General features: G+C 42.4%; 25 protein-coding genes. 13 read left to right on the top strand and 12 right to left on the bottom strand.

Translation table 11 applies throughout. From position 1 onward, the window contains the following. Nucleotides 1-21 precede the first annotated feature (21 nt). Entirely contained in the window at nt 22-1,257 is a 1,236-nt protein-coding gene (locus HGT73_RS10560) for an MFS transporter (RefSeq protein WP_241608511.1), read from the bottom strand. A 210-nt stretch (nt 1,258-1,467) separates the two neighbouring features. Beyond that, nucleotides 1,468-2,478 (bottom strand): CorA family divalent cation transporter, encoded by a 1,011-nt coding sequence (locus HGT73_RS10555; RefSeq protein WP_214214618.1) that lies wholly within the window; start codon nt 2,476-2,478, stop codon nt 1,468-1,470. Between the two features lie 143 nt (nt 2,479-2,621). On the opposite strand from HGT73_RS10555, the gene HGT73_RS10550 reads away from it, so the two are divergent. Next, the gene (locus HGT73_RS10550; protein ID WP_214214616.1) at nt 2,622-4,232 is read left to right on the top strand and encodes an inorganic phosphate transporter; all 1,611 of its coding nucleotides are present in this window, start codon (nt 2,622-2,624) and stop codon (nt 4,230-4,232) included. 8 nt (nt 4,233-4,240) lie between these two features. Beyond that, nucleotides 4,241-5,161 carry a polyphosphate kinase 2 gene (ppk2, locus tag HGT73_RS10545; RefSeq protein ID WP_214214614.1) on the top strand — a complete coding sequence of 307 codons (921 nt, stop codon included), beginning with the start codon at nt 4,241-4,243 and terminating at the stop codon, nt 5,159-5,161. Between the two features lie 48 nt (nt 5,162-5,209). Here ppk2 and HGT73_RS10540 read toward each other — a convergent pair whose 3' ends face one another. After that, nucleotides 5,210-5,395, bottom strand: a complete 186-nt coding sequence (locus HGT73_RS10540; RefSeq protein ID WP_214214612.1) for a hypothetical protein — start codon at nt 5,393-5,395, stop codon at nt 5,210-5,212. A gap of 667 nt (nt 5,396-6,062) precedes the next feature. Here HGT73_RS10540 and HGT73_RS10535 point away from each other — a divergent pair. Continuing rightward, nucleotides 6,063-7,538, top strand: a complete 1,476-nt coding sequence (locus tag HGT73_RS10535) for a phosphoethanolamine transferase (protein ID WP_214214610.1) — start codon at nt 6,063-6,065, stop codon at nt 7,536-7,538. A 4-nt stretch (nt 7,539-7,542) separates the two neighbouring features. Beyond that, complete coding sequence (locus tag HGT73_RS10530; protein ID WP_214214608.1) at nt 7,543-7,797, top strand: hypothetical protein; 255 nt, start codon at nt 7,543-7,545, stop codon at nt 7,795-7,797. 144 nt (nt 7,798-7,941) lie between these two features. Here HGT73_RS10530 and HGT73_RS10525 read toward each other — a convergent pair whose 3' ends face one another. Both HGT73_RS10525 and HGT73_RS10520 read right to left on the bottom strand, forming a co-directional pair. Then, entirely contained in the window at nt 7,942-9,216 is a 1,275-nt protein-coding gene (locus HGT73_RS10525; protein ID WP_214214606.1) for an O-antigen ligase family protein, read from the bottom strand. Next, nucleotides 9,200-9,871: a hypothetical protein gene (locus HGT73_RS10520; RefSeq protein ID WP_214214604.1), complete on the bottom strand. Its 672-nt coding sequence runs from the start codon at nt 9,869-9,871 to the stop codon at nt 9,200-9,202. The genes HGT73_RS10525 and HGT73_RS10520 overlap by 17 nt, the downstream gene beginning before the upstream one ends. A 387-nt stretch (nt 9,872-10,258) precedes the next feature. On the opposite strand from HGT73_RS10520, the gene HGT73_RS10515 reads away from it, so the two are divergent. Genes HGT73_RS10515 through HGT73_RS10500 form a run of 4 tightly spaced genes read left to right on the top strand, consistent with a single transcriptional unit; the run spans nt 10,259 to nt 13,205 of the window. Then, a complete protein-coding gene (locus HGT73_RS10515; RefSeq protein WP_214214602.1) occupies nt 10,259-10,819 on the top strand; it encodes a peroxiredoxin in 561 nt (186 codons plus the stop codon). A gap of 11 nt (nt 10,820-10,830) precedes the next feature. Then, nucleotides 10,831-12,051, top strand: a complete 1,221-nt coding sequence (locus tag HGT73_RS10510; protein WP_214214600.1) for a protein-disulfide reductase DsbD family protein — start codon at nt 10,831-10,833, stop codon at nt 12,049-12,051. Further along, nucleotides 12,041-12,586: a sigma-70 family RNA polymerase sigma factor gene (locus tag HGT73_RS10505; protein ID WP_214214599.1), complete on the top strand. Its 546-nt coding sequence runs from the start codon at nt 12,041-12,043 to the stop codon at nt 12,584-12,586. The genes HGT73_RS10510 and HGT73_RS10505 overlap by 11 nt, the downstream gene beginning before the upstream one ends. Next, a complete protein-coding gene (locus HGT73_RS10500; RefSeq protein WP_214214593.1) occupies nt 12,579-13,205 on the top strand; it encodes an NrsF family protein in 627 nt (208 codons plus the stop codon). Before HGT73_RS10505 ends, HGT73_RS10500 begins: the two co-directional genes overlap by 8 nt. A 44-nt stretch (nt 13,206-13,249) precedes the next feature. On the opposite strand, the gene HGT73_RS10495 is transcribed toward HGT73_RS10500, so the two are convergent. After that, nucleotides 13,250-13,438: a YqaE/Pmp3 family membrane protein gene (locus tag HGT73_RS10495; protein WP_214214587.1), complete on the bottom strand. Its 189-nt coding sequence runs from the start codon at nt 13,436-13,438 to the stop codon at nt 13,250-13,252. 247 nt (nt 13,439-13,685) lie between these two features. On the opposite strand from HGT73_RS10495, the gene HGT73_RS10490 reads away from it, so the two are divergent. Next, nucleotides 13,686-14,924 (top strand): MFS transporter, encoded by a 1,239-nt coding sequence (locus tag HGT73_RS10490; RefSeq protein WP_214214586.1) that lies wholly within the window; start codon nt 13,686-13,688, stop codon nt 14,922-14,924. 42 nt (nt 14,925-14,966) lie between these two features. Here HGT73_RS10490 and HGT73_RS10485 read toward each other — a convergent pair whose 3' ends face one another. From HGT73_RS10485 to HGT73_RS10470, 4 genes are all read right to left on the bottom strand, one after another. Continuing rightward, complete coding sequence (locus HGT73_RS10485; RefSeq protein ID WP_214214584.1) at nt 14,967-16,076, bottom strand: L-dopachrome tautomerase-related protein; 1,110 nt, start codon at nt 16,074-16,076, stop codon at nt 14,967-14,969. Between the two features lie 49 nt (nt 16,077-16,125). Beyond that, on the bottom strand, nt 16,126-17,427 hold the full coding sequence (locus HGT73_RS10480; RefSeq protein ID WP_214214582.1) for a cation:dicarboxylate symporter family transporter: 1,302 nt from the start codon (nt 17,425-17,427) through the stop codon (nt 16,126-16,128). 134 nt (nt 17,428-17,561) lie between these two features. Then, a complete protein-coding gene (locus HGT73_RS10475) occupies nt 17,562-18,278 on the bottom strand; it encodes a PDC sensor domain-containing protein (protein WP_214214580.1) in 717 nt (238 codons plus the stop codon). A 33-nt stretch (nt 18,279-18,311) separates the two neighbouring features. Next, nucleotides 18,312-19,031, bottom strand: coding sequence for a FadR/GntR family transcriptional regulator (locus tag HGT73_RS10470; protein ID WP_214214576.1), 720 nt, complete (start codon nt 19,029-19,031; stop codon nt 18,312-18,314). Nucleotides 19,032-19,383: 352 nt separating this feature from the next. On the opposite strand from HGT73_RS10470, the gene HGT73_RS10465 reads away from it, so the two are divergent. Further along, the gene (locus HGT73_RS10465; protein ID WP_214214574.1) at nt 19,384-20,571 is read left to right on the top strand and encodes an aminotransferase-like domain-containing protein; all 1,188 of its coding nucleotides are present in this window, start codon (nt 19,384-19,386) and stop codon (nt 20,569-20,571) included. Between the two features lie 95 nt (nt 20,572-20,666). Then, complete coding sequence (gene rluF, locus HGT73_RS10460) at nt 20,667-21,536, top strand: 23S rRNA pseudouridine(2604) synthase RluF (RefSeq protein WP_214214572.1); 870 nt, start codon at nt 20,667-20,669, stop codon at nt 21,534-21,536. A 196-nt stretch (nt 21,537-21,732) separates the two neighbouring features. Here the strand turns inward: rluF and HGT73_RS10455 are convergent, their stop codons facing one another. Beyond that, nucleotides 21,733-22,071 carry a hypothetical protein gene (locus tag HGT73_RS10455; RefSeq protein ID WP_214214570.1) on the bottom strand — a complete coding sequence of 113 codons (339 nt, stop codon included), beginning with the start codon at nt 22,069-22,071 and terminating at the stop codon, nt 21,733-21,735. Between the two features lie 166 nt (nt 22,072-22,237). Here HGT73_RS10455 and HGT73_RS10450 point away from each other — a divergent pair, with 166 nt between their 5' ends. Then, on the top strand, nt 22,238-23,005 hold the full coding sequence (locus HGT73_RS10450; RefSeq protein WP_407073159.1) for a MetQ/NlpA family ABC transporter substrate-binding protein: 768 nt from the start codon (nt 22,238-22,240) through the stop codon (nt 23,003-23,005). A 58-nt stretch (nt 23,006-23,063) separates the two neighbouring features. On the opposite strand, the gene HGT73_RS10445 is transcribed toward HGT73_RS10450, so the two are convergent. Then, on the bottom strand, nt 23,064-23,261 hold the full coding sequence (locus tag HGT73_RS10445; RefSeq protein ID WP_214214566.1) for a hypothetical protein: 198 nt from the start codon (nt 23,259-23,261) through the stop codon (nt 23,064-23,066). A 139-nt stretch (nt 23,262-23,400) separates the two neighbouring features. On the opposite strand from HGT73_RS10445, the gene HGT73_RS10440 reads away from it, so the two are divergent. After that, a complete protein-coding gene (locus HGT73_RS10440; protein WP_214214564.1) occupies nt 23,401-24,120 on the top strand; it encodes a dienelactone hydrolase family protein in 720 nt (239 codons plus the stop codon). The last annotated feature ends 160 nt before the right edge of the window (nt 24,121-24,280 follow it).

The raw sequence follows: 24,280 nt of genomic DNA, 5'->3' as shown, positions 1-24,280 counted from the left end.
TGTATTCCCTGGTATGGGTCATTAGCCTATTGCACCTAAATTGTCACCTTCACGATCTGTGTTTTTTGGTAATAAAAAAATAGTTGCAACCACATCTAATAAGTAGAGGATGGCCAGCAAACTAATTGCGATGACAAACGACCCTTGACTGGCTAAAAATCCGATGACTACGGGGCCAAAACCGCCTACACCTCGGCCTAAATTAAACAGGACATTTTGAGCAATAGCACGGACCTCTAAGGGATAGGTATCTGAAATAAGGGCGCCATAGCCACCAACCATTCCATTCACAAACATCCCCATGATGGCGCCACCAACTAACATCCAAACAGGATCTTTTAATTGGGCATAGATAATCACCATGAGTAATGCGCCGACTTGATAAACAATAAAAACTTTCCACCGAGCGAAACGATCAGCAAGTACCCCAAATAAGGTGATTCCTATCATCATGCCGAGAACCGTAACACCTGTCCATAATCCCGATTTTGTTAACGAGAATCCAAACTGTTGCGATAAATAGGTTGGCATCCAGATCATCAGCCCGTAATAACCAAAATTTTGTACTGAACAAAGAATAAAAATCCCTAAACTTGCTTTAGTCATCGCTTTATTCTGACAGAGCATAGCAAGACTTTTTCGTAGCCCGCGCTGAGCCTTTTTTTTCTGTGCCAGTTGATAGGTCTGTGATTCATCCAACCCATGCCGGATAAAAAACGAGAGGAGTGCTGGCAGTAAACCGACCAAGAAGACGCCACGCCAACCAATTATAGGAAGAAGGAGGGGAGTGATGACAGCCGCGAGGAGTACCCCTAGCTGCCAACCCAAGCCGACCCACGCTGAGGCACGATTCCGTTTATGTGTCGGCCATGTTTCCGCAATCAAGGCCATACCTATCCCAAACTCTCCCCCTAAGCCAACGCCTGCCAAGGTTCGGTAAGTCAATAAATCCCAATAGCCTTGTGCGAGGGCACACAGTCCAGTAAATATGGCAAATACAAGAATGGTGACGGTCAACATTTTGACGCGCCCATAGCGATCACTAAGATAACCAAAAAGGATACCCCCTATCACTGCTCCTATTAGTGTCCAAGTTACCAGCGCACCACTTTGGGCTGGAGTGAGAGATAAGCTCAGGCTTATGGCCGGTAACATGAATCCTAGGATCAATAAATCGAATCCATCCATCGCGTAACCACTCACCGCGGCAAACATCGCCTTATAAGGCGTTATTGGTTTTTTACGGGACATAGGCATCTCTTTAGAAGGTAAATAATTACTATTTTCTAATCAAACCCCCTTAAAGGCCATCAATAATGCTCATAATAATGATGTGAACACTCAGTATAGAATCGTTTACCGCTTGATTCAGCGGCCTGTGTGTTAGGAGAGAAACAAAGTTTGGCCAATGATTATGAGGAAGTCGCTTTATCGCTAAGCTATTTATAGAGAAAAAGTGCGAGTAGATTACCGGGTACGTCGGTAAATGAGCACGATCAGTAATAGAGTAAAAAAGATAACGCAGGCAAGCAGATGCCAAAATCCATGCGGATCGTTAGAAAAAGGTAATCCCCCAACATTCATACCAAATAACCCTGCAATGATATTAATGGGGAGAGCCATTACGGTGACGACGGTTAACCAATAGAGAGTACGGTTATTTTCTTCGACTGCCTGCATGCTGGCTTCTTCTTGTAGTAGCCTAATACGTTCCAATAAGTTTCCCATATCGTTGAGCCCCAAAATGAATTCCTCAGTAAATTCTCGAAGTTCACGGACGCTCTCAGGGGCGAGCCATTGAGGTGGACGATTAAGCAGTCGGAACAACGCCGCGGGTTCAGGCACTAATAGACTTTGAATTCTTAATAGTTTTCGGCGAATTTTACTCAGAACGGTTCGGTTATGTCGCAAGGAGCGGTCAAAGAGCCGTTCTTCAATATCGAGCACTTGTCGACTAGTATCGCGAATAATCATTTCGACATTATCTTCTTGATTTGAAAGAAGCCATAAGAGGAGATGTTCAGGTTGCGACAACGCTAACGGCGTGAGTCCAGCCACTAACTCTTCGACCATCTTAATGGGCGTAAAACGCGCAGTAATAATCATATCCGAGCAACACCAGGCCCATAAGGTAGTATTACGGCTTACTGCCTCGGTGGTAGTCACTTCATTAAGTACCGCAAAAAGAGCATTACCTTGCAAAGATAGGCGAGTACGCGGTGAGGTGGCGGCAATTTCATCTAAAAAATAATCATCAGGTAGGAAGTACTGGCGTAGCCAACGGCCAGCCGCAGCGTGATGCAAATTAGTGTGTAACCAAATAAACCCATCTTCACACCGCTTGCCTTGATAGTAAGCCACCAACTGCTCTGCCGATAAACGAATAGGGCTCTGCTTAGGGAGAAAAAGGTAGCCGTGAATCAAACCTGAAACTTCGTTAAAAAAATTAATGGGGTGTGAGAAATGAGTTAACGGCACACAGACAGGCTCTTAATGTTGTCGAATGGCGATTAACCTAGCGATAAAACATGACACCGTGATGACAGAATATTCAGGGTTGTCATATTTACTTCACCATTTTTTTTTACGATGGGGGTAAGTTTATTACTGAGAAATGACCTATGAGTCAACATACTGCCAGCGTAGTCTCATCGCCTACCGCTTCACCGATTACAAATACCTCGAAAAGTCCTCGCACACTACTCATTGTCTGTTTATTGGCTATTGGCGGCGTTATTTTTGCCGGGATTAATGTTTTCCAAGATGTGGCGCTTTCTGGCGATCGTTTTACCAGTTTTCTCTCTTTTAGTTTGCTCGGTTTAGCATTGGTTATTGCACTTGGTTTTGAATTCGTTAATGGTTTTCACGATACCGCGAACGCGGTGGCGACCGTTATTTATACCCGTTCTATGTCACCGACTATTGCGGTAGTGTGGTCGGGGTTATGTAACTTTGCCGGAGTACTGCTTTCTAGTGGGATGGTGGCTTTTGGGATTATCTCTTTGTTGCCCGTCGATCTTATTTTACAAGCCAGTTCCGGTCATGGATTTGCGATGATATTCGCTTTACTTTGTTCGGCAATTATTTGGAACTTAGGAACATGGTATTTCGGATTACCCTCTTCATCGTCCCATACCATGATTGGCTCAATCATTGGTGTTGGTGTCGCGTATGCTATTCAAGCAGGACAGAATGGCTGGAGTGGCGTAAATTGGGTACAGGTTTCAAGTGTATTTACCGCATTACTTGTCTCACCGCTGGTGGGATTTTTCCTGTCGGCGTTTCTTCTGTTATTACTTAAACGCACAGTACAAAATCCAAAACTGTTCCGTGCCCCATCTGCAAATAGCGCCCCACCTTTGTGGGTCCGTAGTTTATTGATTATAACTTGTTCAGGTGTCTCTTTTGCCCACGGTTCTAACGATGGACAAAAAGGGATGGGCTTAATTATGTTAATTCTGGTCGGTACGATGCCGATTGCCTACTCCCTGAATCGATCTATGCCTATTAACGAAGTTCCACGGGTAGCGGCATTAGCACAAGTGACCGGACAGCAACTTATTCCAAGCAATGCTCCTATTTTAGCGCCTGCTTTAGCAAGAGATCAGTTAAAAACCTTTATCCGTATACCCTCTGCAGCACATACACAACAAGTCTTACCGGCACTCGGTACAGTATTGATGGAGATTAGTCGTGAACTCACACTGTATGGCACGATGGATAAAATCCCCGCCCATTTAGTGCCTAACGTTAGGAATGACATGTATTTGGCATCCGAGGCGATCAGTGCATTTAAACGCACACATAGCGATTTATCGGCCAGCATAAAGCCTAATCTTGCCGCCATGAAAACGGAGTTAGATCACGCCACTCGTTTTATTCCTATGTGGGTCAAAATCGTCGTCGCCCTTGCCCTCGGTTTAGGCACTATGGTTGGATGGAAACGCATTGTAGTCACCGTCGGTGAGCGGATCGGTAAAACTCACCTTACCTATGCACAGGGAGCGAGCGCTGAAGCTATTGCGATGGCGACGATTGGCGCGGCGGATCTATTTGGCCTTCCTGTCTCAACCACACACGTCCTCTCATCGGGTGTAGCAGGAACGATGGCAGCGAATGGGGGTGGGCTTCAAAAAACAACGCTACGCAATATGATCATGGCTTGGGTATTAACCCTTCCTGCCTCGATCTTACTTTCTGCACTTCTTTTTACTCTCTTTTCCCATTGTTAAGGGGCACTATGTCATTACATGACCATTTTAATACATCGGTAAAATTCAATGCGCGTTTACTACAAGAATTTTACGATAGTTATGACGAAGAGCTAGAGATAGAGCTTGATGATCTCCGGTTAGAGGCTGGGGCATCCCCCGCGACGACGGCTGAAAAACAGTGGCGCCGTGAATATTTTCGGGAACTTTTGCGTCTACAAGGCGAGTTGGTAAAGTTACAAGAATGGGTTCAACGTACCGGTTATCGACTGATTATTCTTTTTGAAGGACGTGATGCTGCGGGGAAAGGTGGTGTAATTAAGCGTATAACCCAACGCTTAAATCCACGGGTCTGTCGGGTGGCTGCCCTTCCGGCACCGAGTGACCGTGAGAAGACTCAGTGGTATTTCCAGCGCTATATTTCTCATCTACCCGCCGCCGGTGAAATGGTACTATTTGATCGGAGTTGGTATAACCGAGCGGGGGTTGAGCGGGTCATGGGCTTTTGTACCGACAAAGAGCTGGAAGAGTTCTATCGCAGCGTCCCCGAGTTTGAAAAAATGCTCAGTCGTAGCGGCATAAAGATTATTAAATATTGGTTCTCAATTACTGATGAGGAACAAGAAATTCGCTTTCTTAGCAGAATTAATGATCCGCTGAAACAATGGAAGTTGAGTCCAATGGATTTAGAGAGCCGGCGTCTGTGGGAAGATTATACGCAGGCGAAAGAAGACATGTTAGAGCGTACTCATTTTCCAGAAGCCCCTTGGTGGGTGGTACAAGGTGTCGATAAAAAGAAAGCTCGATTAAATTGTATTCGTCATTTATTGACGCAGATCCCCTATGAAAGTGTTGAGTTACCGACGGTTACTCTCCCTGCTCGTGAACATAAACCGGATTATATCCGCACCCAAGTTCCGCCACATATGATAATCCCGGAGCACTACTAGGCAGGGAATAACGAGGCGAGTAGATAAAAAGCCTCGTTATCTCGAAAATTAAGGTTTCAATTCACGTACAGCACTGCGGAAAAACTCGTCAGGGGATTCCGCCGTATCGGCATAGTTACTCTGATATTGATGTGTTGAGTGATCCGCATGACGAAATCCTGATGCGTTGGGTTGAGCTAATGAGGCAAAGGAGATGAATAACAGTAGCAACGCAGAGTAAGACTTTTTTTTCATGGCACAAACTCCTATTGTTTAACGCGCTAAGTCGTGTGTTTTGTAATGCATCTAACTGATATTAAATAATTTTATTAATGATTGGCATCAGGTATTACGGTTGTAATGATGGTTCTGAGTACGAATCATACGGCTAAAGCGCTCACAGTATATCCAGCAATTTTCGACAATAATTGTTTAATCTTGTATAGCGTTGTTTCTGCAATTTACTCTTGACGACTTTTTTTATTTCTTCAATGTTAACTTCTTATTATGGATGCTGTATCGCTAAGGATATAAAATATAAGAAACATGATTTAATTATTATTGATTTTTGAAAACGAACCGTTACGTGTACTTTCTTTATTACAATAACGTGCACAAATAGACATTATAGTTATTGAAATAATTTCTATGTAAATCAGTGATTTTTGTTACGCCATCTAACAAGTATTGCATAATAACCACTTTATCTTTTATTGCATTGTTATCTCACTGACTCTATTCGATATTCTACCAGAATGAAACCTATAATTTTTATTTATGATTTAATAAGGTCATTAATATTAATAAGTTAATGGTGTTAATTAATCTTAATGAATAAAATAGTTGATTATATTTAATATAAGGTTTTAGAGGTTGATGGCGTTCCGCTTATATTATAGAGTTAGCAATTTAGAGCTATTCTATGCTTGAATTTATTAAAAATAAGTTAATTAATGGCACGTATGTTACGCTATTTGTCTTATTATTTATTAGCGTAATGATACCTGTTTCTCTAGGCTACAATAATGTCTGGAACTGTTTTTTGACGCTAACACTTTTACAGCTAGCAAGGATTTCTAGGTTATTACAATGTGTTCTTGCTATTATTCTGTTTTTATTATCTTTTTATATACCAATAGGCATTCAATTCGGCCGTATGAACTATGGCTTCGTGATTTCGGCGATTGAAACTGACTACCATGAAACTAAAGAATTTTTAAAGGGGATTTTGGGGCTACCATTACTATTATTATTCATAAGTTGGGCAGCATTATACTATTACATTACGCTTCCCGTGTATAAACTAAGAAGAAAAATTTTATTAGTTCTTGGTGTTTTATTTTTTTCTTTAGCTATTAATTCTTATCCTAAGCGCATGATAAAAAATTTCGTGGGCTATATTATTCAGTCAAAAAAAGATTTAACGTTACTTAAGGATGAGGCATTGATTCCTGATACGTTTACTGATGTTTCCAGTCATCCTCGCTATAAAAACATTATTATTATTATTGGTGAGAGTGTCGCCGCAAATTATCTATCGCTTTATAATTACCCCCATAACAATACACCGTGGTTGAAAACAGCACCGGGATTTTTTTTAGAGAATTATATTTCAACCGCCCCTAATACCTTTCTCTCCCTACCTCGTACGTTAGCGCTGAGTGATGGTGATCAAGTAACCTTTAATAATAATGTCGTCACTCTGGCCAACAGAGCTGGTTACGACACTTATTGGATTTCTAATCAGGGATTTGTCGGAGAGTATGATACTCCTGCAACGGTGATTGCTATGCGCGCCAAGCATAGAATTTTCTTAAAAAGGGGGGATTATAATTCGGCGTTAATTGATGATTTTACCATGCTAAAATTCTTACCCGATATTTTGAGTAAAGAGCAAAAAAAAGTCATTTTTATTCATATGATCGGCTCTCATCCGGATACTTGTGAGCGAGTGATTGGATACCCACAACGTTTTACGGTGTCTGATAAACAAGAGATAAATTGCTATCTAGCATCCATTAATAAACTCGATGAGTTTGTTCATAAAGTGTACGATTATGCCAAGGATGCACAGTCTCCTTTCGTCTTAACCTATTTTTCTGATCATGGTATGACTGTAGATAGCGGCCGTCGTCCGGTCAGACATGGTGGCGATGAGAAGCAGAACTATCATGTACCGTTCTTTATTATTACGGATACCGCGACCGTACATAAAACGATTGATACCCCGGTCAGTGCTTATCAGTTCCCAAATATCTTTGCAACATTGGCCGGTATCACCTCGCGTCAAATTATACCTTTGCGTATCGCTGATATACGTCCAAGCGAGATTAAGGTTTTTAATGGGAAGGAAAAGGTTAATTATCAACAGCTCTCTGAGTCTGTCCTCATAAAGTAATACCATGAATGGTTGCGGGTTCTTTTTACAAAAATTTATTATTTTTATTCGTGTTCTGCAGCGAGGCATGAACAATGACTTTATCAATACCATGCAGATAGAAGGAGCTATTGGTCAAACAGTGTTAGAACTCCTTGAGCGTAAGCAAAGTATTACTCTGCCGTATCTGCTGGAAGCCTTGCGGGAACACTCTACGGATGACTATGCTCAACAGGCTGAAAAGCTCTTAAAAAATGCCTTCACAATACAGGCAGCTTAAGGTAGCTCTTGAACAAATATGGTGTATCTTACCCTTAGAGAGGGGACGCTATGGAAAATATTCATTGATACCGAAAGCCATATTTTCACTGTTGTGTGCTGCACCCTTGCCCCGCACGACGGGGCAAGAGAATGATTTTGACATCTAGGACACTTTTTTTGCTACTGTTACAGTCTTAACTTCTTGAAATCCGGATGCTTTACGAGGAAAGAGTTGATATAACAGTAATTGCGCACCAAAAACAATTACAAATCGTTTATCAATAAATAATGTGTCGACAGAACCATATAACAGTATGGGAAGTAAAAACAAAATTAAGCTATCGACTAGCATACCTTGTTTAAACGCTGAGTAGATAATTGAAATAATGAGTAGAATATAGATAAAACCACCTAATATTCCACGCAGTGATAGACTTTCAATTAAATCACTATGTAAATGGTAGATGGAATTTCTTTTTGCTTCAGGATTTCCCGATTCTGCTTTATCGATGTAATAAGACACCTCTTTGTATCTGGTTGCTGCACTTTGACCTATAGGGTGTTGCTCGAAAGCGTAGATGCCTGCTTTCCACATACTTACACGTGCGCCAATCGAACTATCGTTATCAACACCAATATCTGCGACTTCAGTATAACTACTATTTAGCCTATCAAGGGTTGAAGGGAAAAAAATCTTTATAGCAAAAGGTGCAGCGATAATAAATAGTAGTGCTACCGTCAGTATTTTCTTTCTCGCATAGGCTCTTGTGGTTAAAAAATAGAGAACGACGAGAGCGGGGAAAACAAGGATTGCGGAACGCGTTTCAGTCAATGCAAGTGTAATTAAGCTAACAGCTATAATTATAGGTAAGAATAGTTTTTTTAATTTACTGTTTAATATATCGACTAAGTATAGGGTGAAAAGGCCCTGTAATGTAATGATGTATCCGCTTATGGTTGCAGCACTATTAATCCTAAGTCTTTCTCCTGGGTTTTCATAACAGTAAACCAGCCCTACTGCGCACATGTACAAAAAACCAGCGAAAAAGAATGCTGTTAATAACTCTTTGTTAATATTGATTATTTTATTTTTCTTCAGGTTATTAATAAATAGCAGGGATAAGCCTATGACTAGTAGATATCGCGAAACTATGCCATAGTTTTCGTTGGCTAAGAAAATGTTGTCACCCTCATGGCCATAAAAGAATGCCCAGATCCCCTGAGATAATCCCATCAATATTATGGCTATTGTTAGGAGTTTATTTTCTTTATTTATCGTTACTTTTTTCTTCTGTATTAAACTGATAAAAATCATCAGTGATATGGCTAGGAAAAAAGCGTTTCTACCCATTATTCTATCTGAAAGTGCAGTAAATGAACTAAAACAAAGTAATAGTAAAGATAAGAGAGAAAAAGGGATTTTATTTAGAAAAGTCATGGCTACCTTTCTCTTTTTCAAGTTGTAAGCTGGGAACCCACTTTTCACCGCTATTCCAAGGTCTTGGTTTTCCATGAAAAAATACAATTCTTATATCATCTGGTAGTTTTCCATTCCCCACTGATAAAGAGTATTTTTTTGATTTTTTTACTACATGTTTCTTATAGCTACAAATTTTACCCGGGAATAAATGTTGCCAATTTTTTGCATGAGGTAAAATTCGACTAATAAATTCTTGGTCACCCCCTTTCTTATACCGAGTCATAAACTGTTCAGGGTATTTATTAAAGGTTTTCCATACTTTCATTTTTTCATTATGAGGAATGAACATCATGGCAGAGTTATACATTTCTTGTGAGAAAAAATCCTCTAGCATCATCAATTCACGCTGCTCAGTTAACTCAGTGATATCTCCGACGACAACAACGTCTAAATCGATATAAAAAATATCATCATCAATCAAATCGGGATTGAAAAGCTCTATTTTTGACCACCAGCCGGGGAAATTAGTACGTAGTTTTATGGTTTTTATATCGGGGATATCGAGATCGGTCAAACATATTTTTTCATAGTTATCAGGAAGTTGACGGTGAATCCATCTGACATGATTTTCATCATAATCTCCACCCGACCGTAAAACGGTAACAATTTTCATACCAGACTCTACTTTTATTGAAAAGGGGTATGATACTCCAATCAAATATCTAAAAACAGTCGTGTAGAGGTCGAGAGAATGTCGACAACATGCGTGCATTTCATCATTGTTTTACTCGCCCCGACTCCTTTGTGAAGATAAGTTTACGACGAGTAAGTCGTATAAGCAGGGATGTAAATGGGCGTATCTTCAATGGCGGATGATGACATTAGAACCGGGTAGGGCAACAAGTAGATTAAAAAAATAGCCCGTTACTCATCCTCGCGATTTTGAGTCTGTGAATTATTTAAAAAATATTTTCTGTTAAGCGCAACTTTTTGCTTTGCGCAGCGAATTGATCATAAAGCTTAACTAAACTTAAAACGTCAATTATTCAGGAGAGTGTTTATGAAATTATTCAAACAGCGTGTTTCTCAGGTTATCGTCGGTATGGGCTTTGCGTTAGCGGCTACCGCCTTCTCTGCACAAGCTGCATTACCGGTCGGTGCCTCCGCACCCGATTTTCAACTGCATGCAGCCTTAGGGGGAAAACCGCTCGATTTTTCTCTACAGCAAGCGCTTAAGAAAGGGCCTGTCGTCCTTTATTTCTTCCCTGCTGCTTTTACCGCGGGTTGTACGTTAGAAGCCCATGATTTTGCTGCAGCAACGGATACTTTCAACCAACTTGGCGCGACGGTTATTGGTGTTACTGCAGGGAACACCGATCAAATTAGTCAGTTCTCTAAAGTGGAATGCCGTGACAAATTCGCCGTCGCTGCTGATCCTGGCGCAAAAGTGGCTGCTGAATACCATACGGCAGTACAAATGCAGGGAAAAGCGATGTCAGAGCGTACTTCTTTCGTGATTGCACCCGATGGAAAGATTTTGATGAGCTATACGGATCGAAATCCTGATCAGCATATTCAAAAAGCCCTTGATGCTGTTAAAAAATATCATTCAGCGCATTAAGTGGTGAGACGATGCTAACCGCACTATTAGCCGCCTTTTTAGGCGGCATTATTCTCAATTTAATGCCTTGTGTGTTTCCCGTTATTTCGTTAAAAGCGCTTGGCTTGATCAGGCACCAAGCCGATCCGGGGCAAGCGCGTCGTGAAGGGCTCGGTTTTTTAGTGGGTGTTGTGGCGACGATGTTACTGCTGGCAGGAATATTATTGGCTGCTCGCGCAGGAGGTGCAGCGGTAGGCTGGGGTTTTCAGCTTCAATCGCCTTTAGTCATCGCGCTATTAGCGTTAATTATGTTGGCAGCAGCATTAAATTTATTCGGTATTTTTGAAGTTGGCCTTTCGGTACAAAATGTCGGCGCAGTACAGATGGATCGCGGCGTTTTTGCACGTTCTGCGCTTACCGGTGCACTGGCGATTATTGTTGCGACCCCTTGTGCGGCACCCTTCATGGCCAGTGCTATTGGCTATGCGCTAGTGCAGCCCCCTCTTATCGCGTTATGGGTATTTTTCTCATTAGCGCTCGGCTTTGCGGCGCCATTTTCGTTAATTTGTTGGTTTCCTAGGCTTTCCCGTTGTTTACCTAAGCCTGGTGCATGGATGCAAACGTTGAAACACTGTTTGGCATTCCCTATGTTAGGCGCTTATGCTTGGTTGCTATGGGTGTTTTCGCAGCAGACAGAGAGTCAATCCTTAGGTCTGCTCTTAGCCATTTCTGTGCTTTTCGGTTTTACGGCATGGATGTATGGCATTGTACAACGGCGACGGATGATGGCGCGTTCTTACCGTGGCCTAGCGATATTCACTTTATTACTTTTCGTCGGGGTTATTGCGCCAGTGGTTGGAATGGTTCCTAAACAAAGCCAAGCCTCATCTGCCAGTACAGTGAGTGAGGAAACCTGGTCCCCAGCTGCCGTGGCACAATTGCGTGGAAAGGGGAAACCGATCTTTGTCGATTTTACCGCCTCTTGGTGCATCACCTGCCAAGTTAACCAGCGAACGACGCTTTCTCGTGCAGCGGTAAAGCAAGCTATAGTTTCGACAGGTACCCATTATATGGTTGCCGATTCCACCAAGTTTAATCCGGATGTTGAGGATGCGTTAGCTGAGTTTGGTCAAGGGGGACTACCCATGTATCTTGTTTATCCTGCCGATGGGGGTAAACCGACGGTCTTACCGCAGGTTCTTACTCCACAGATTGTGACTCAAGCCTTACAGAAAGCAACGCATGCCCAATAGTGATAGTGATAAGCAGCATTGGCCATCACTTATGTTGCAAGCACAGCAAGGTTCCCAGTACGCTTACGAGCGTTTACTGCGAGCCTTGCTGCCGGTTATTCGGGTACAGGTCAATAAACATGTTTTTGATCGCGGATTGAGTGAGGATGTTATTCAAGATGTATTACTGACTCTTCATCGCGTAAGGCATACCTATGACAGCCATTACCCCTTTATGCCTTGGTTACTAGCGATCGTTCGGGCACGCAGTATTGATGCCCTACGTCGACAGGGCTATCGGCACTATGAAATTACCGAAGAAGATAGCTACGATAATGTGGTCATGGAAGATGAAAGTCTCCATTTACATCCACCCATTACACACTATTTACAGCAATTACCCGAGCGACAGCGGCAAATGGTTGAGTTCGTTCATCTAGGCGAAAACAGCCTAGCGGAAGCCGCTTCTCATCATCAATTATCTCTTTCGGCGGTAAAGTCTCTTTTACATCGTGCGCTGACTAATTTACGGCGCATCGGAGAGAAACATGATTGACCATCATCAATTGATTAAAAAACTGGCAAACGATGCTTTACCCGTAAGACCATTACCCAGTACAGGGCGGCGTTTTTTTAAATGGTTAGTAATGGCTTTACCCCTAGCCATTATCTTTAGTGTGTTTGTTCATCGAGGATTAACTGATTGGCATCAGCCCGGTGCAGGCTTAGCGTTATTGCAACTCCTCGTTGCCGTGTCAATCGCGATCGCTGCGGTATGGAACGCGCTCATACTTGTTATTCCAGGCCGTGAAGGGATTCCAATTGTTCGCTTTATTCTCGGCGGAGGGCTGTGGCTGTTACTCAATATTATCAGTATTCCCCAAGCATCAACGCCTGTTGTGCATGAGCACGGTACTTTTTGCTATCTCTTTTTATTAGTTGTTAGTCTGCCGATGATCGTCACGTTATTGTGGACATTACATAAAAGTGGCGGGCTGCGCTCAACGAATAGTCTGTTGATGGCAGGAATTGGCGCTTCAGCTTGGGCGATGAGCTTACTTTCGCTCTGTCACTCGGTACAGCAAGATCGTTTTGATTTATTAATGCACGTTGCTGCTGTTGTGACCATCATTAGCCTCACACTTCTTATCGGACGTATCGTCAAATTAAAATAGTATAATGGCTACATGGGCAAGCGATAATCTTGCCCATGGGGTGATTAGGGGCGTAACGAGTTTTCGATTTTTTTATCGGTATTGTACTGGCTCAATGCATAAACTGCCCAAATGGTTGCCGGTAACCAACCAATCAGTGTGATTTGTAGAATTAGGCAAATTATTCCTGCAATCGGCCGACTGATTGTAAAAAAGGTTAGCCAAGGTAACAGTAACGCGATAAGTAGTCTCATGATCACTCCTATTATCATTCTCTGACCTAAGTGTAGACGAGAAACCCATCACGTTAGAGTGCTATCGGTCTGAATTTTATGCTAACGATAAGAATGGGTATGGCTGAACAGATAAGGCGAAGCATAGGGGGGCTGCTTACTTGTCGTCGACGATAGGGTAAGATAGAGCTATAAAATCTATAATGAACAAAAACCAACCACAATAGTGTTATCGGTTTACTATCCCTCTTCTTTCTAGGTTGTATTTATGAGATCAATACCTCGCTACCGTCACCGAGCTACAGGGTCATGGTTGTTTCCTTTCTCTTTAGTCCTTTTTGAGTTCACGACTTATATTGCACACGATATGGTGCAGCCAGGGATGTTGCTTGTCACCCGCGATCTACAGGTGGGGCCAGAATGGGTTCCTTTTTCATTGACGGCGTATCTAGTGGGTGGTTTGGTATTACAGTGGCTGCTTGGACCACTTTCTGACAAATGGGGCCGGCGCCCGGTATTATTATCAGGTGTGGTACTTTTTTCCCTGACAAGTGGCCTAACGTTTTGGGTGACATCGATTGAGCAATTTATGTTACTGCGTTTTCTACAAGGAACAAGCCTCTGTTTTATTGGTGCGGTGGGGTATACGGCGGTACAAGAAGCCTTTGAGGAGCGAGCGAGTATTCGGTTAATGGCATGGATGGCAAATGTTGCTTTGCTTGCTCCATTGATCGGTCCATTAGCCGGCAGTGCGCTACTTTTGGTAACGGGATGGCGAATGCTGTTTATAATTTTTGCTGGCTTGTCACTGATAGCACTAGTTGGTCTTTATTGGCGTATGCCAGAAACAGCAGGCAATCGTACGCTAATTTTAACGCCAAAGCGTTTGGTTGGGGGATACTGGCAATTGCTCAAGCAGCCAGCGTTGATTGCAGGGTGTTTGGCCTTAGGGCTTTCAGCGGTTCCTGTGCTGAGTTGGGTTGCACTTTCACCGGTTTATTTAATTCACGATCATCAGTTAAGTGAAATGCGTTATGCCCTATTACAGCTTCCAGTATTTGTTTCAATGATCTTAGGTAATAGCGTCTTAAGCCGGTTGTCTCATCATTCCGCCCTAACTCGCCCTTTGGTAATGGGGGCTTGGCCATTGGTCAGTGGGCTGTTAATCGCCTTATTGGCGACTTTCAGCGACGCTCATCAGGTAGCACTACTAGTGACCGGACTAAGTATCTATGCGTTTGGGGCAGGATTAAGCACGGCGGTCCTTTATCGGCTAACTTTATTTTCAGTCAGCGATGCAAAAGGGCAAGTAGCAGCCATGATGGGTATGTTAAGTATTTTAATGTACTCGATAGGTCTTGAGTTAGCACGTGAAGGTTATTTTCGTCATGGCTTGTTCGGTTTCTCACTGATTAATTTACTCAGTGGAGTCATCTGGTTGTTATTAATCGTTCTATTTATAAAGCGTCTCGCACTGACGCGCGGTGTATCAATGCCTCAGTCGTAAGTCTGCAAAGACAATCGCCGCATACGCGGCGATTCAACGCTATTATTCTACGGCGGTACGAATGACTAAAAAAGGTCGTTGTCGCAGATCATGATTATTGTTGAGATCCGCAGTACGGTTCCATTGACCCAACGTCGTATAAAGATAACCATTGCGATAAGCCAATCCATCTGGCCAGCCTAAATTGCGGACATCGTGATCAAGCAAATAAAACTGACCGTTTTTATCACGCTTAACTAAAGATTGCTGTTCGTAAGCGCCGAAATAAAGGTTGCCTTTCTCGTCTTCTGCCATACCGTCGTTAGCCGGGTGTTCACCCTCGAATTTAACTGCTTTTTCTAATGTTGCTTCGGGAATAGAAAAGTTGCTCAGGAGTGCTGTCGGTAAACTATAGAGATTACGACCACTTAATACCGTCCAGTAAAAAGTCCGACTATCGGGCGAAAGGGCAACACCATCGACTCCTCCTTGAGGAAGTTTTGGGTTATTGGGATTGAAGACGACGGGTTTATTTTCGATAAAAGCCATAAAACCGGGATCAGGGGAGGTAGAGGGCTGATTGACCAGTACCTCGCGCTGTTGATTACTTGCCACATCGATGACAATTAATGAATAACGTTGTTTGAAGCCAGAGTTAGCAATATAAAGTGTTCCTTCCTTACCATGAGACAAATCGATGCGTAAATCATTGTAGTGGGAACTATTATTCAATATGGGGGGCTTGATCAGCAGTGTTTTTATAATACAATTTGTCTGCGTGTTTATTGCTACAACTTTAGCCGCTCCCAGAGGAATATCTGATTCGCCCTGAATTTTCCCATCATCCAACACCCACAACACATCATGCTTATCGATAAACATTCCATGCGGTGAGACTAGCCAATCGGTATCACTTCCCTTATGGGGGATCCCAAAAGTGCTATTGGGGTAGGGATTCAGTCGACCCTGCACTAATTCCATTAGGGCTGGCTGATTATGATTATCTGAATGACGAGGAAAGCCAAGGAATACTCTGTTTTCGTGATTAACCGCAATACCAGATATATCAGGGTAAGGAGCTTCGATTTTGGCAATCACCTCGGAGGCGGCTTGGCTTATTTCCGGGGTGATTGCCGCGATAATAACCGCGGTGATAAGGGAGAATAATTTCACTAGCCCTCCTAGACGATAAAATGTGTCTTGAAAGTGTAGTGAATTTTCGCTATTTAGCGGCTAAAGAAGCCTCTTTTTGTCCACTTTGGTAGGGGATTTCTTGGTTAAGCACTTGACGGGCACGTGTCAGATCTAAATCTTTTTCCCATTTTGCAATCACTAACGTTGCCACACAGTTACCCAGTACGTTAGTTAACGCTCGTGGTATACCGATTAACCAATCAATAGGCAGCAAGAAGGCCAACGCTGAGAGCGGTAATGAAGGAATGGCAGAAAGGGTGGCCGCCAAAATAACAATCGCTGCACCCGGCACACCGTGAGCGCCTTTCGATGTGAAGATTGCAACACTCAGAATTAAAGCTATTTCCCCCCAACTAAGATGAACACCGGTTGCATTAGCAATAAAGACGACGGCAAGTGTCAGATAAATCGAAAAGCCATCCAGATTAAAGGAGTAACCCGTTGGAATCACTAATCCGACTGTGGATTTACTGATCCCCAACCATTCCAATTTTTTCATTAATTGTGGTAAGACGACATCAGAGGCTGTTGTGCCTAGGACGATGGTCAGTTCTTCGCGTAAATAGAGCAGCAGAGCGATAAAACTGATACCGGTAAATCGTGTTATCCCACCCAAGACTAATGCCACGAATAGAACGCAAATAACGCTGTAAAGAAGAAGGAAGCCTAAAAGGCTACTTAGAGATTGAACGCCGTAATGGCCGACCATATAGGCTACTGCGCCGAGTACGCCAAGCGGGGCAACCTTAACCAGTATTGCCATCAGACGAAACAGGATATGGCTGAGGCTATTAATGACGGTGATCACGGGTTTTCCGGCTTCTCCACTTATATTTAATGAGACGCCAAATAAGATGGAAATAAGTAGAACTTGCAGGGTATCACCCCGTGCAAATGCACCGATAAAGGTATCGGGGATCAAATTAAGGAAAAAATCACCAAAACTCTGCAGCGAAGAGAGGTGGCTAAGTTTATCGCTCGATCCATTATCCATCATGGAAAGATGAATACCCTGCCCAATATGGGTGACCTGTGCACCAACTATACCCAACACTAAGGCAAATAACGTGATCACCTCAAAATAGAGGAGGGTTTTACCCACAATTCGACCCACGTGTTTGAGTTCACTGTGCGAGGCGATGCCCTGAACAATAATCACGAACACCAAGGGGGCAGTCACCATTTTGATGAGTTTAATAAAACTATCGCCAAGAGGTTTTAGTGAATCAGCAATCGCGGGATAAAGACAACCTAATGCGGTACCTATCGCAAGGGCGATAAGCACCTGGATAAAGATAGAATGGCGTATCTGGGTAAAAGTCTGTGTCATAGCCGTAGCCCTTTTCACTCTAACTGAAAAAACTTATGTTTCAGTTAAGCAATTATTGGGCCAAACGTTACATAAGGGCGCGACAGCTATTGTCTGCAATCGCATCCCCGTGAACGATAAATTATTGCGCTAATTTAGGGAGGATGCGGCAATACTGCACCATCTTTGTCATTGATCAACCAAAGCGTAAAATAATCACTCGTGAGGTATTGTGGCGATAGGTGAGCTGCGGCGAGCTCTGCTACCCGATGATGAGGATGGTTAGAAAATAGGATTCGGCCACTGATGGTCGTCATCACTAACGGTACAAGAGTATTGACGAGTGTGTGACGTATCTCTTGTTCTAATCGGCCCACAGCAATATCTATAGTGGTAACGCCTACGCATTGTTTGCCGAGATGCACCGGATAAATATAGGTTAGTATATATGTCGAATCGTAGACATAGTCGACGTAAGGTCCATATAGATACCCTTTATTATCCTCACTGATGCGAGACAACCACGAAAATATCTGACCATCAAGTAACGGCTGTGAGACTTTCTTCAAACATTTTTTTTCGGGTCGATGCGTATATTTAGGTTGGTAAAACCAGACCATTTTCCATAAATTATCTGAGAAATCATTATGGTGATAGAATCCGGCACCAGAAATAAAATCATTCCTAATTAATAAATTTTCTATGGAAAATAGTATTTTTTCTTTTATTTTGTTCTCTAATCTTACATTTACTATAGATGTTTTTTTTGAGTCTGAAATTATCTTTTTTATAGTGATTGATAATTCCTTACTGATTTCCTCAATTAATAAAAATGATTCTTCAGCCTTTTCTTTAACTGTCCTTAACGGCATTTTTCTGACTTCATCCTGAATTTACGTTATCGATTAACTAAGTCTCATTTTATATTCAATTAATGAAGAGATAAAAAACTCAATTAAAGCATGAGCTTGAGTAGTTGCAAGCGATTCATCTCTCATCATTAATGCATTAATGAGCTGTTTATAATGAAATAGGCTGGCCGGATGAAACTTATCATCTTTATAAAGAAGAGAAATAAGAGGTGCCCATTCGGTCAGTATAATTAATTCCTGTCCTGCTAATCTTGATGATTGCGAGTTTGCAGCCAGCGTAAGCAGGCAGCGCATATCTGACTGGGTCTTTAGCTGTGGAGTGTCAGACTTTGCTAATGTTTCAACAAGGTTATTGAGTAGCGCGAGATCTTCTTCAGTCATTCGTCTAACGGAAAGACGTGCACTATGAATAATGAGAGCGCTTTGCATTTCACCAAGGTCAGCTAAAAAATCAGAACTCACATTATTAAAGGGGTGAAAATATGTGATGTAATCCTCAATATTATCGCTAATGAAACTTCCGCCGTTACGACCGCGAACAGTATATATTAACGATTTATTTCTCAATGTATTTAATGCATCCCTAATAGTTATATGGGAAACCCCCATCATTCGTGCTAGCTCTGATTCATTAGGGAGCTGTTCTCCTTTTTCTAATAAACCAGAAATAATAGCATTAGAAAGTCTCTGGGTGATTTGTTCTGTTCTACTTGCTTCTCCAATTGGAGCAAAAATAACAGTGTGGGTAATCATAGAAATCTCTATGTAAATAATCCATTACGAATTTTATTTATAACATAAATCCGAAAAATTTTAAAGAAAACTAGTGATGATACTGATTTGTTTTTTAAATAATTAGATTTTATCTTTTATTTTTTAATAAAAAACAATCCACTTAATATTATGTTAATTATTATATATTCTATTTTTATAAATATAATTTAATAACGATATAATTGAAGTATTCTTAAAAGGGTTTGCGGATGGGATAAGAGTAATTTATCTGTTATTCGTGCCACGAGATGTTCATGACTCTACGGCGTTATTTTGCTAAGGTTGAGAAAATCTTATCAACGTTTATCACGTAAGGGCGACAGGTTAATCCATGCTTTCTAAGAAATCTGCAGCGATACATTCTTCACCGGTTCGAGAACTACTTAAATTTAGTAAAGAGCCAGGCTTTATCTCCTTAGCAGGGGGAATTCCTGCCACCGATATGATCGATGTTGAGGGAATTGACAGTGTGATTAAAGAGATTCTTGCTGAAGATCACCGCGATGTCTTTCAATACTCAGTGACAGAAGGTGAGCAACCGTTACGTGAAAGTATCGCCGTATGGAGCAAAAAATCAGGATTAACGTTAGATCCCCAGCAAATTTTGATTACTAACGGTTCACAGCAGGGTATTGATCTCTTAAACCGTGTTTTTCTGGAAAAGGACGATGTGGTACTGGTCGAGCGGCCCACCTATTTAGCGGCACTACAGCTCTTCGATTATACGGAAGCTATTGTTGAAGAGTTGGTTTATCAAGACGAGAATATCGATTTAGCTGTTTTAGAAACGCGCCTCGCTGCCGGCGGAGTGAAGATGCTCTATCTTATCCCGACGTTTGGTAATCCTACTGGGCGAGTCATAGAGAATGCAGAGCGTGCTGAAATTGTAAAACTTGCTCACCGTTATCAGGTTGTGATTGTTGAAGATGATCCCTACGGTCATTTAGCCTTTACGACAGAGCGTCGCGAGAGCTTTTTCTCATTAGCACAGAAACTTTATGGGGATGACCATAATGTGTGCTACATGTCGAGTTTCTCGAAAATTTTCTCGCCAGGGTTACGTTTAGGCTGGTTAGCGCTGCCAGAAAAATTTTTGATGGCCATTATCGTTGCGAAGCAGGCTTTAGATTTACACACCTCAACGCTCAATCAGCATATTGCTGCTCGCTATATTTCTTCAGGTCGCATCGATGAACGTATTGCGTTGTTGAAAGAGACGTATGAGCAACGCCGTGACTGGTTAATTGAATCGTTACAGCGTCATCTGGGTGATGCGATAACCTTTAATCGTCCAGAAGGCGGTATGTTTTTATGGTGTCATCTTAAATCCGGTATTAATGCGAGTCGCTTGCTTGAAGCCTGTGTTATGGAAAAAGTGGTGTTTGTGCCAGGAGAAGTGTTTTTTGCTGAGAACCCAGAGCTTAATTCGTTGCGCCTTTCTTACTCAATGCTTACACAAGAGCGTGCAAATGAAGCGGGTGTCCGTATCGCGCGCGCATTACAGGCTATTTCTTCTTAGTAGATAGCAGGGGGCGATATTGCCCCCTCGACTTTCATCATTCTCTCTCCAAACCTTCGAGAAAATCAGGTATAGTCCGTTTTTTCGGAGGAACCATGCTGACTAATACATCTGTACGTCTCAACAAATATATCAGCGAGAGCGGTATCTGTTCTCGTCGCGATGCCGATCGTTACATTGAACAAGGTAATGTTTTTATCAATGGTCGCCGCGCAGCCGTTGGGGCTCAGGTTTATCCAGGCGATGAAGTCATGGTAAATGGTCAGTTGATTGAACCACGTAATGACGACGATCTCGTGTTAATTGCCTTAAATAAACCTGTTGGCATCGTCACCACGATGGAAGAGACAGAACGCGATAATATCGGCGACTTTGTGAATCACAGTAAGCGTGTTTTTCCGATTGGGCGTCTCGATAAAGATTCTCAAGGGTTAATTTTTTTAACTAACCACGGTGATTTGGTTAATAAAATTCTACGTGCGGGGAATAATCACGAAAAAGAGTATATCGTGACGGTCGATAAGCCGATTACGGACGAATTTATTCGTGGTATGGGTGCAGGTGTACCCATGCTCGGGACGGTAACGAAAAAATGCAAAGTCAAAAAACTCGATACCCACGTATTTCGTATTATCCTTGTTCAAGGATTAAATCGTCAAATCCGTCGGATGTGTACGCATTTCGGTTTTGAGGTAACGAAACTCGAACGTACTCGCATTATGAATGTAAAACTCACGGGGATTCCTCTAGGTGAGTGGCGTGATCTTACTGATGATGAGCTGATTGAGCTGTTTAACTTAATCGAAGATTCTTCTTCAGAAGACAAACCCGTTGAAAAAAAACCGGTAAAAAAAGCCCTGAAGAGGCCCGATATTGCGCCCCCAGTCGTGGCTGTTCGAGCCACAAAGAAACCCGCCGCTCGTCAGAAATTTACTAAACCTGGTCGTCAAAAGAAAGGGCGCTAAAAAGGGTGCAGGAAAAGGACGACTAAAACCGTGCAAGATTCAATGATGGGCAAGGATGCTCACTCTTCCCTATACCCATCGCGTGTCTTATCAAGTAGTCAGTAGAGCAACATTGGAGAATTTCGTCAGTTGCTCTTATCGCTTAATGCTCTTTAGTTTGTATTTCCTTATTACAGTGCTGCCTGCCATCACATCATTATTGTGCTGTAATATGGAGTCTTTCTAAGAGGAGTTGGGAACAGGCTTCCGACTGTTGTGCACGTTGTTGCTCTACCGGAGTGAGATGATGCGAAGTTTCTATTACATAGTGTGCCAGCTCGGGAATAAAGTGACGCTTTTTCAATGCATAGTCTTGATTATTATTTTCAACCGTTTGTTGCATCCTAGCCAAGATTTGCTGATCAGACCCGGTAGGTTGTAAGCAGTAAAGCGAAACATAATATGCCTTTTCTTGGTTACTATAATGAGGCATAAACCACCAGACAGCCGCACACACTACAGCCACTACTGGAACAATTACTTTTAGTTTTATCATCACAACACTCAATAAAATTTTACTATTTCTGTAATTATAGAGAAAGTGCTCATATTAACCTAATTTAGTGGATGTACAGACGTCTAAATGTCTAATATAATCTCTGAAAATCTGACATGTTGAGGTAGATGTGGTGAAAAAAATTTTAGTCTCTTCGCTATTAGCCATCTGTGCATTTGGCTTAATAGGCTGTAAGCAAGAAGATTCACATACAGTAAAAGTGGCCATCAACACGGGTCCTGATCAAGCGGTATGGGATACAGTGAAGCAAGTCGCTAAAGATAAATATCAATTGAACGTTGAGGTCGTAAGTTTCAACGATTATGTTCAGCCGAATGAAGCCTTGGCTAATAAAGATGTTGACGCTAACGCATTTCAAAGTGTGCCTTATCTTGAAATGCAGGCCAAAGAGCGCGGCTATAAGTTTGCCATACTAGGCAATAGCTTTATCTTCCCGATTGCGGCATATTCCTCAAAAATTAAGCATATAGACCAATTACCGGATGGCGCGACAGTCACGCTGTCCAATGAAGCCACCACATTAGGTCGTAGTCTTCTGTTATTACAAGCACAAGGGCTTATCACTGTTGATCCGAGTAAGGGGCTACTGCCAACATTGCTCGATATCAAAGCGAATCCGAAAAATTTAAAATTCGTTTTAGTTGATACCCCACAATTAACGCGTTCTTTGGACGATCCCAAAGTCTGGTTATCAATTATTAACAATAACTTTGCTTCACAAGCAGGACTTTCGGCGGCGCGAGACGGTTTATTTATGGAAGGGAAAGCCTCTCCTTACCTGAATGTTTTAGTTGTCCGTCAAGGTGATCAAGACAGCACGAAGCTACAGCAGTTAAAGCAAGCATTCCAATCACCTGAAGTTGAAGCAAAAGCCAATGAGGTGTATCACGGAGATGTGATCCGCGCTTGGTAAGCACTGAAAATAGCAAAAAGCCCATGCTAAAAACATGGGCTTTTTTTATGGATAAAGGTTAGTAAAAGAGAAAGCCAAAACCTGCGGTGATAAGCGCATCAAAACCCGCATAAAAGCGGTTAAAAAAGCGATGCGTATACGCTAACGTAGCTTGGGCGATTGCGAAATATAGCGGATAGAGGCCAAAAACTATTGTTCCCAGTTTTGCCAAGATGCAGAGTGTTTGCCAACCGTTATCTATCAGCTTTCCCTCCATCAACAGCCTCTACAAAGGCTCGGGTTATTCCATCATAACTTAACCTACTGGAAATACTGGCTTACAGCCTAGTGATGGTCAATAGGCGTAAATGTTGGCTATAGTAGTGTCACGATGATAATGGAAATATTGAGGAATTATGAGCCAGATAACGACACAAACAATCACTTATCAAGCGGGTGAAACCGCGTTAGCGGGGATATTGGTTTTTCCTGCTGAAGTATCACATCCCTTACCCGGTTTAGTGATGGCGCCGAACTGGTTGGGCGTAACGGAAAATGCGGCAAAATTAGCGAAAAAAGTGGCCGCTGAGGGATACGTTGTGTTGGTCGCAGATCTCTACGGTGAAACAGTTTGCCCAGCAGATCCTGATGCGGCTGGTGCGGCGATGATGGACGTAAAAAATACGCCGGCAGAAGTTGGACGAATGAATGCGGCCATTGATGCGTTGAAAAGCCAATCCTCGGCAGCGGTAGACGCTCAAAAGATCTCTGTATTTGGTTTCTGCTTCGGTGGGCACTGCGCATTAGAATTAGCTCGCAGTGGTGCGGATATTCGTGCTGCTATCTCTTTCCACGGTGGGTTAGACACCTGTGGTGACTATGACTCCACACAGATCAAAGCGGAAATATTAGTGTTAGATGGTGCTAAAGACCCACTTGTTCCACGTGAACAACTCGCAGAATTTGCCCGCGAAATGACAACGGTTAACGTCGATTGGCAACTCATTAGTTACCATGATGCCGTGCACTCCTTTACCGATGAAACAGCAAATAAACCAGGCGTGGCTGAATACCATCCACAGGTGAGTGAGCGCGCCTTTACCCAGATGTTTGAACTGCTAAAACGCGTAAATTAACCCGCGTCTTTTTTTAGCCAGCCTTCTTGTGCTGGCTAAAGCAAAAATTCTGCTTTAGTAAGTACATATCCTTATTTTTCATCTCACCCTAAATCCGTTTTACTAGGTTTTTGGCTTAGAACGTTAAGCCGGACGAATACCTGTGATCGATTTGGAGTTG

The organism is Rosenbergiella australiborealis (assembly GCF_018494035.1).
Classification (GTDB): domain Bacteria; phylum Pseudomonadota; class Gammaproteobacteria; order Enterobacterales; family Enterobacteriaceae; genus Rosenbergiella; species Rosenbergiella australiborealis.
The sequence above is the reverse complement of the archived record's forward strand: the minus strand, read 5'-3'. Positions and strand labels throughout refer to the sequence as shown.